Below are 6,448 nucleotides of genomic sequence, written 5' to 3' on the forward strand. Positions count from 1 at the left end.
AAACCGCTCCGGGCCCCCCCCCCCCGGCGCCCCCCCCTACACAAAAACCGGGCCCCCCCGCTGCAGTTTGTGGCGACATTTCGATGTATGGGAGCGCTTTCACGGTGGCTGAAACCAACCGGCTGACCTCTTCTTGCCGGTGGCTGAAACCAACCGGCTGACCTCTTCTTGCCGGTGGCTGAAACCAACCGGCTGACCTCTTCTTGGTGGTGGCTGAAACCAGCCGGTCGACCTCCTCGTCTCAGCCCCGCCCCAGCGCCCGCTCCACCTCGATCTCGATCACCACCCGGGAAGGGTTCTCGCCGGGGACGCGGCGGTAGCGCTCGGCGTAGCGCCGCTCCGCCTCCGCGACCCGCTCCGCATCGCTCCGCACCCGCGCCCGGCCCTCCAGCGTGGCCCAGCGTCGCCCGTCCACCTGGCACACCGCGACCCGCGCGCCCCCGGGGCCGGCCGCGCGGATGTGGGACACCTTCGCGCTGGTCCCGTTCGTGATCACCCGGGCCAGCCCCGCCTCGGGGTCGTACGTCACCCCGACCGGCACCACGTGCGGGCTGCCGTCGGGACGCAGGGTCGTCAGGGTGCACAGATGCCGCTCCCGCCAGAAGGCGAGGTACGGCTCGTCCGGGGTGACCGGGTCCACGGAGTACGAGGTCATGGCAGTCATGGGCCGCAACCTAGCCGCAGAACCTCCCGAGGCCAGCCTTGAGTGGAATAGACTCAACTTTGTGTACGCTGCTTAAGTCAGCAGTGGGAGACATGGGAGAGGCCCGGCCGACGGGCCGGCGCCGAGGAGGAGAACGCGAACGTGGACGCCGAGCTGACCAACAGGAGCCGGGACGCGATCAGCACGGCCGGCAACCGGGCCGTGACCGCGGGGCACCCGGACCTCACCCCCGCCCACCTGCTGCTCGCGCTGCTCGCGGGGCAGGACAACGAGAACATCACCGACCTGCTGGCCGCCGTCGAGGCCGACCAGGCCGCCGTACGGGCGGGTGCCGAGCGGGTGCTGGCCGGGCTGCCCAGCGTGGCCGGCTCCACCGTGGCGCCGCCGCAGCCCAACCGCGAGCTGCTCGCCGTGATCGCGGACGCCTCCGAGCGGGCGAAGGCGCTCGGCGACGAGTACCTGTCCACCGAGCACCTGCTGATCGGCATCGCCGCGAAGGGCGGCGCGGCCGGTGAGGTGCTCGAGCGGCAGGGCGCCGACGCGAAGAAGCTGCAGGAGGCCTTCCAGAAGGCCAGGGGAGGACGCCGCGTGACCACCGCCGACCCCGAGGGCCAGTACAAGGCCCTGGAGAAGTTCGGTACCGACTTCACCGCCGCGGCCCGCGAGGGCCGCCTCGACCCCGTCATCGGCCGTGACCAGGAGATCCGGCGGGTCGTCCAGGTGCTCTCCCGTCGTACGAAGAACAACCCGGTCCTCATCGGGGAGCCCGGCGTCGGCAAGACCGCCGTCGTCGAGGGGCTCGCCCAGCGGATCGTGAAGGGCGACGTGCCCGAGTCGCTCAAGGACAAGCGGCTCGTCTCGCTCGACCTCGGCGCGATGGTCGCGGGCGCCAAGTACCGCGGCGAGTTCGAGGAGCGGCTCAAGACCGTGCTCGCCGAGATCAAGGACTCCGACGGGAGGATCATCACCTTCATCGACGAGCTGCACACCGTCGTGGGCGCCGGCGCGGGCGGGGACTCCGCCATGGACGCGGGCAACATGCTCAAGCCGATGCTGGCCCGCGGCGAACTGCGCATGGTCGGCGCCACCACGCTGGACGAGTACCGGGAGCGGATCGAGAAGGACCCCGCCCTCGAGCGCCGCTTCCAGCAGGTGCTGGTCGCCGAGCCGACCGTCGAGGACACCATCGCCATCCTGCGCGGACTCAAGGGCCGGTACGAGGCCCACCACAAGGTGCAGATCGCGGACAGCGCGCTGGTGGCCTCCGCCGCCCTGTCCGACCGCTACATCACCTCCCGCTTCCTGCCCGACAAGGCCATCGACCTGGTCGACGAGGCCGCCTCCCGGCTGCGCATGGAGATCGACTCCTCGCCCGTCGAGATCGACGAACTCCAGCGCTCCGTCGACCGGTTGAAGATGGAGGAGCTGGCGATCGCCAAGGAGACCGACCCGGCCTCCCGCGAACGCCTGGAGAAGCTGCGCCGCGACCTCGCCGACAAGGAGGAGGAGCTGCGCGGCCTGACCGCCCGCTGGGAGAAGGAGAAGCAGTCCCTCAACCGGGTCGGTGAGCTGAAGGAGAAGCTCGACGAGCTGCGCGGCACGGCCGAACGCGCCCAGCGCGACGGCGACTTCGACACCGCCGCGAAGCTGCTCTACGGCGAGATCCCGGAACTGGAGAAGGAGCTGGAGGCCGCCTCCGAGGCCGAGGAGGAGGTCGCCAAGGACACCATGGTCAAGGAGGAGGTCGGCTCCGACGACATCGCCGACGTCGTCGCCGCCTGGACCGGTATCCCGGCCGGCCGCCTGCTGGAGGGCGAGACGCAGAAGCTGCTGCGCATGGAGGACGAACTCGGCAAGCGGCTCATCGGCCAGAGCGAGGCCGTACGGGCCGTGTCGGACGCGGTACGCCGCGCGCGGGCCGGAATCGCCGACCCCGACCGGCCGACCGGGTCCTTCCTCTTCCTCGGCCCGACCGGTGTCGGCAAGACCGAACTCGCCAAGGCGCTCGCCGACTTCCTCTTCGACGACGAGCGGGCCATGGTCCGCATCGACATGTCGGAGTACGGCGAGAAGCACAGCGTCGCCCGCCTGGTCGGCGCGCCCCCCGGCTACGTCGGCTACGAGGAGGGCGGCCAGCTCACCGAGGCGGTGCGGCGGCGCCCGTACAGCGTGGTGCTGCTGGACGAGGTGGAGAAGGCCCACCCCGAGGTCTTCGACATCCTGCTCCAGGTGCTGGACGACGGCCGCCTCACCGACGGGCAGGGCCGCACGGTCGACTTCCGCAACGCGATCCTCGTGCTGACGTCGAACCTGGGCAGCCACTTCCTGGTCGAGCCGACGACCAGCGAGCACGAGAAGAAGGAGCAGGTCCTCGAGGTGGTCCGGGCCTCCTTCAAGCCCGAGTTCCTCAACCGCCTCGACGACCTGGTGGTCTTCTCCGCGCTGGCCAAGGACGAGCTGGCCCGGATCGCACAGCTCCAGATCGACCGGCTGGCCAAGCGCCTGGCCGAGCGCCGGCTCGCCCTGGAGATCACCCCTGCGGCGCTGGCCTGGCTCGCCGACGAGGGCAACGACCCGGCCTACGGCGCCCGCCCGCTGCGCCGCCTCGTGCAGAGCGCCATCGGCGACCGCCTCGCCAGGGAGATCCTCTCCGGCGGGATCAAGGACGGCGACACGGTCCGGGTGGACCGCTTCGGCGAGGGCCTGATCGTGGGCCCGGCGACCGGGAAGAGCCTGTGACGCTCACGTGGTGAACGCGAAGAACCGTACGAGGGCCCGGTCCGGGCCCTCGTACGTCACGTCGACGTCCAGCGCGTACGCGCCGAAGCCCGGGTCGGACGCGCCCGGGACCTCGCCGGCGTAGTTCGCGTAGCCCTTCTCGAACTCCAGGTGCAGACACAGGTCGACGGAGTCCGGGTAGCAGTGCTCCGTCTTCGGCCCCGGCGCGTTCGGATATGTGGTCCTCAGCCAGTCGCGCACGCCGTCCCGCGGCATCCGGAAGCCGGCCGTGTAGTCGGTGTCCAGCCAGGCCTGCACCGTGCACCCGGTGTCGTACGCCCCGTCCGGCAGCTTCGCCCCGCCGAAGGCGAGCGCCTCGGCGCAGGGCACCTTCTCCGGGCCCCCGCCCAGCGGATGGTCCGAGGTCGCGAACCTCACCACCGTCACGCCCAGCCAGATCACGCCCAGCGCGGGAAGTGCCGCGATCGCCGTGATCAGGCCCCACCGCCTCCGCTTGCGCGCCGCCATCCCGACCCCCGTCGCTCGCCGATCCTCCGCCGGACCGGAGGATCATGTCAGCCGAGGGCTGACAGGCCCCGCCGGGGCTTGCCACCCCCCTCCCCGCATGGGGGAGGATGGCGGAATCCGCACGAAGGGAAAAACACGGTGACCATCGACCCGTCCTCGATTCCGAACTTCGGGGGCCAGCCCGAGCCGCAGCCCCAAGGGCCGGCGGGCCCCGTCGTCCCGGATCAGGACCTCGTGAAGCAGCTCCTCGACCAGATGGAGCTGAAGTACGTCGTCGACGAGGAGGGTGACCTCGCTGCGCCGTGGGAGCTGTTCCGCACGTACTTCATGTTCCGCGGGGAGGCCGAACAGGCGGTCTTCTCGGTGCGGACCTTCTACGACCGCCCCCACAAGATCGACGAGAAGCCGCAGCTGCTGGAGTCCATCGACGACTGGAACCGCCGCACCCTGTGGCCCAAGGTGTACACGCACACCCATGACGACGGCACCGTCCGCCTCATCGGCGAGGCCCAGATGCTGATCGGCACCGGTGTCGACCTCAACCACTTCGTCTCCTCCACGGTCAGCTGGGTGCGGGCCGCGATCGAGTTCGACCGGTGGCTGGTGGAGCAGCTGGGCCTGGAGCAGGAGGTCAACGACACGGAGGAGCAGGACGGCGACGAGGAGTGATCCCGGCCCCCTGCTGCAGCTGAGGCCCGGGGGCTGCCGCCCCCGGGCCCGCGCTTCGGCCCGGACGGCCTCGTCCCCGGACACCGGACGGGCCGTTCTCCGCTCTCGCGCTCACAGCCCCCGCAGCCGATGAGCCGCCTCCCGCAGCACCTCCTCGCGCTTGCAGAACGCGAACCGCACGAACGGCGCCCCGGCCTCCCGGTCGTCGTAGAAGACCGCGTTGGGGATGGCCACCACGCCCGCCCGCTCCGGCAGGGCGCGGCAGAAGGCGAAGCCGTCCTTCTCGCCGAGGGGACGGATGTCGGTGGTGATGAAGTAGGTGCCCGCCGGCCGGAAGACCTCGAAGCCCGCCTCGGCGAGCCCCTGGGCGAGGATGTCCCGGCGCGTGAGCATGTCCCGGCGGAAGCCGTCGAAATAGGCGTCGGGCAGCGCGAGCGCCTCGGCCACCGCGTACTGGAAGGGCCCCGAGGAGACGTAGGTGAGGAACTGCTTCACCGCGCGCACGGCGCTCACCAGCTCCGGCACGGCCGTCACCCAGCCGACCTTCCAGCCGGTGAAGGAGAACGTCTTGCCGGCCGAGCCGATCGTGACCGTGCGCTCCCGCATCCCCGGGAACGTGGCCAGCGGCAGGTGCTCGGCGTCGTCGAAGACCAGGTGCTCGTAGACCTCGTCCGTCACCACCAGCAGGTCGCGCTCCACCGCCAGCTCCGCGATCGCGGCCAGCTCCGCGCGCGTGAGGACGGTACCCGTCGGGTTGTGCGGGGTGTTGATCAGCAGCAGCCGTGTGCGGTCCGTGACCGCCGCGCGCAGCTCGTCCAGGTCCAGCCGGAAACCGCCGCCGTCGGGCCGCAGCGTCACCGGCACCCGCCGGCCGCCCGCCATCGCGATGCTCGCCGCGTAGGAGTCGTAGTACGGCTCGAGGGCCACGACCTCGTCACCCGGCTCGACGAGCGCCAGCAGGGAGGCGGCGATGGCCTCCGTCGCGCCGGCGGTCACCAGCACCTCGGTGTCGGGGTCGTACGCCAGCCCGTAGCGGCGCAGCTGGTGCGCGGCGATCGCGGTGCGCAGCTCGGGGACGCCCGGACCCGGCGGGTACTGGTTGCCACGCCCGTCGCGCAGCGCCCGCACGGCGGCCTCCCGGACCTCCTCGGGGCCGTCGGTGTCCGGGAAGCCCTGCCCCAGGTTGATCGACCCGGTGGCCACGGCGAGGGCGGACATCTCGGCGAAGATCGTCGTCCCGAACTCGGCGAGACGGCGGTTGAGGTGCGGACGCGCGCTGGAGGTCATGCCGGTCATCCTGCGCCCAAGCTCTGGAGTTCCTCAACTCTGCTTTGAGCCTGCCGGGGGCCGGGAATTCCTCGCTCACCGCACGAGAGGCGGCAAGGGACGAGGCGTCCACGGGGGCCGCTTCGGGGGAACGGAAGGTGGGGGACGCCATGAGTGACACCGCGATCGAACTCATCATGCTGGCAGCGGCTGTGGTCGTGCTGACGATGGTGAGCAAGATCCGCCGGAAGCGGCAGGCCGGGCCCTCGCTCGGCAAGGGCCGCGGGCGGAACGGGGCGTACCGCTCGTCGTCGTACAGCGCGGGCAGCAGCAGCTGGTGGGCCGGCGGGGCAGACGGCGGTTCGTCGTCCGGCGGCCACCACTCGGGCGGACACCACTCCGGTGGCCATCACTCCTGCGGGGGCGGTCACTCGTGCGGCGGTCACTCGTCCTGCGGCGGGGGCTCCTCGTGCGGTGGTGGGGGCGGATGCGGCGGAGGCAGCTGACACGGGGCAGCTGAGCTTCCCGCTCTCGGGCGCCCGCCGGGCTCCACCCCGACCGAAGCGGAGCCGGTGTCGCTCATCTTCCACAGGTGCCGCAGGT

At 71.4% G+C, this 6,448-nt stretch carries 6 protein-coding genes; 3 read left to right on the forward strand and 3 right to left on the reverse strand.

Annotated elements, in window-relative coordinates; all coding sequences use genetic code 11:
- Nucleotides 1–241 precede the first annotated feature (241 nt).
- Nucleotides 242–655, reverse strand: coding sequence for a TIGR03618 family F420-dependent PPOX class oxidoreductase (locus tag AB0H32_RS02785; protein WP_361113185.1), 414 nt, complete (start codon nucleotides 653–655; stop codon nucleotides 242–244).
- A gap of 150 nt (nucleotides 656–805) precedes the next feature.
- On the opposite strand from AB0H32_RS02785, the gene clpB reads away from it, so the two are divergent.
- A complete protein-coding gene (gene clpB, locus AB0H32_RS02790) occupies nucleotides 806–3,403 on the forward strand; it encodes an ATP-dependent chaperone ClpB (protein WP_361113143.1) in 2,598 nt (865 codons plus the stop codon).
- Nucleotides 3,404–3,406: 3 nt separating this feature from the next.
- Here the strand turns inward: clpB and AB0H32_RS02795 are convergent, their stop codons facing one another.
- Entirely contained in the window at nucleotides 3,407–3,910 is a 504-nt protein-coding gene (locus AB0H32_RS02795; RefSeq protein WP_361113146.1) for a hypothetical protein, read from the reverse strand.
- Between the two features lie 138 nt (nucleotides 3,911–4,048).
- Between AB0H32_RS02795 and AB0H32_RS02800 the strand changes: the two genes are divergently transcribed.
- A complete protein-coding gene (locus tag AB0H32_RS02800; protein ID WP_361113149.1) occupies nucleotides 4,049–4,579 on the forward strand; it encodes a YbjN domain-containing protein in 531 nt (176 codons plus the stop codon).
- 111 nt (nucleotides 4,580–4,690) lie between these two features.
- On the opposite strand, the gene AB0H32_RS02805 is transcribed toward AB0H32_RS02800, so the two are convergent.
- Nucleotides 4,691–5,875: a pyridoxal phosphate-dependent aminotransferase gene (locus AB0H32_RS02805; RefSeq protein WP_361113152.1), complete on the reverse strand. Its 1,185-nt coding sequence runs from the start codon at nucleotides 5,873–5,875 to the stop codon at nucleotides 4,691–4,693.
- 140 nt (nucleotides 5,876–6,015) lie between these two features.
- Here AB0H32_RS02805 and AB0H32_RS02810 point away from each other — a divergent pair, with 140 nt between their 5' ends.
- Nucleotides 6,016–6,351, forward strand: coding sequence for a hypothetical protein (locus AB0H32_RS02810; protein ID WP_361113155.1), 336 nt, complete (start codon nucleotides 6,016–6,018; stop codon nucleotides 6,349–6,351).
- Nucleotides 6,352–6,448 lie beyond the last annotated feature (97 nt).

Source organism: Streptomyces sp. NPDC020362, from assembly GCF_040642095.1.
In the GTDB taxonomy this organism is placed as follows: Bacteria; Actinomycetota; Actinomycetes; order Streptomycetales; family Streptomycetaceae; genus Streptomyces.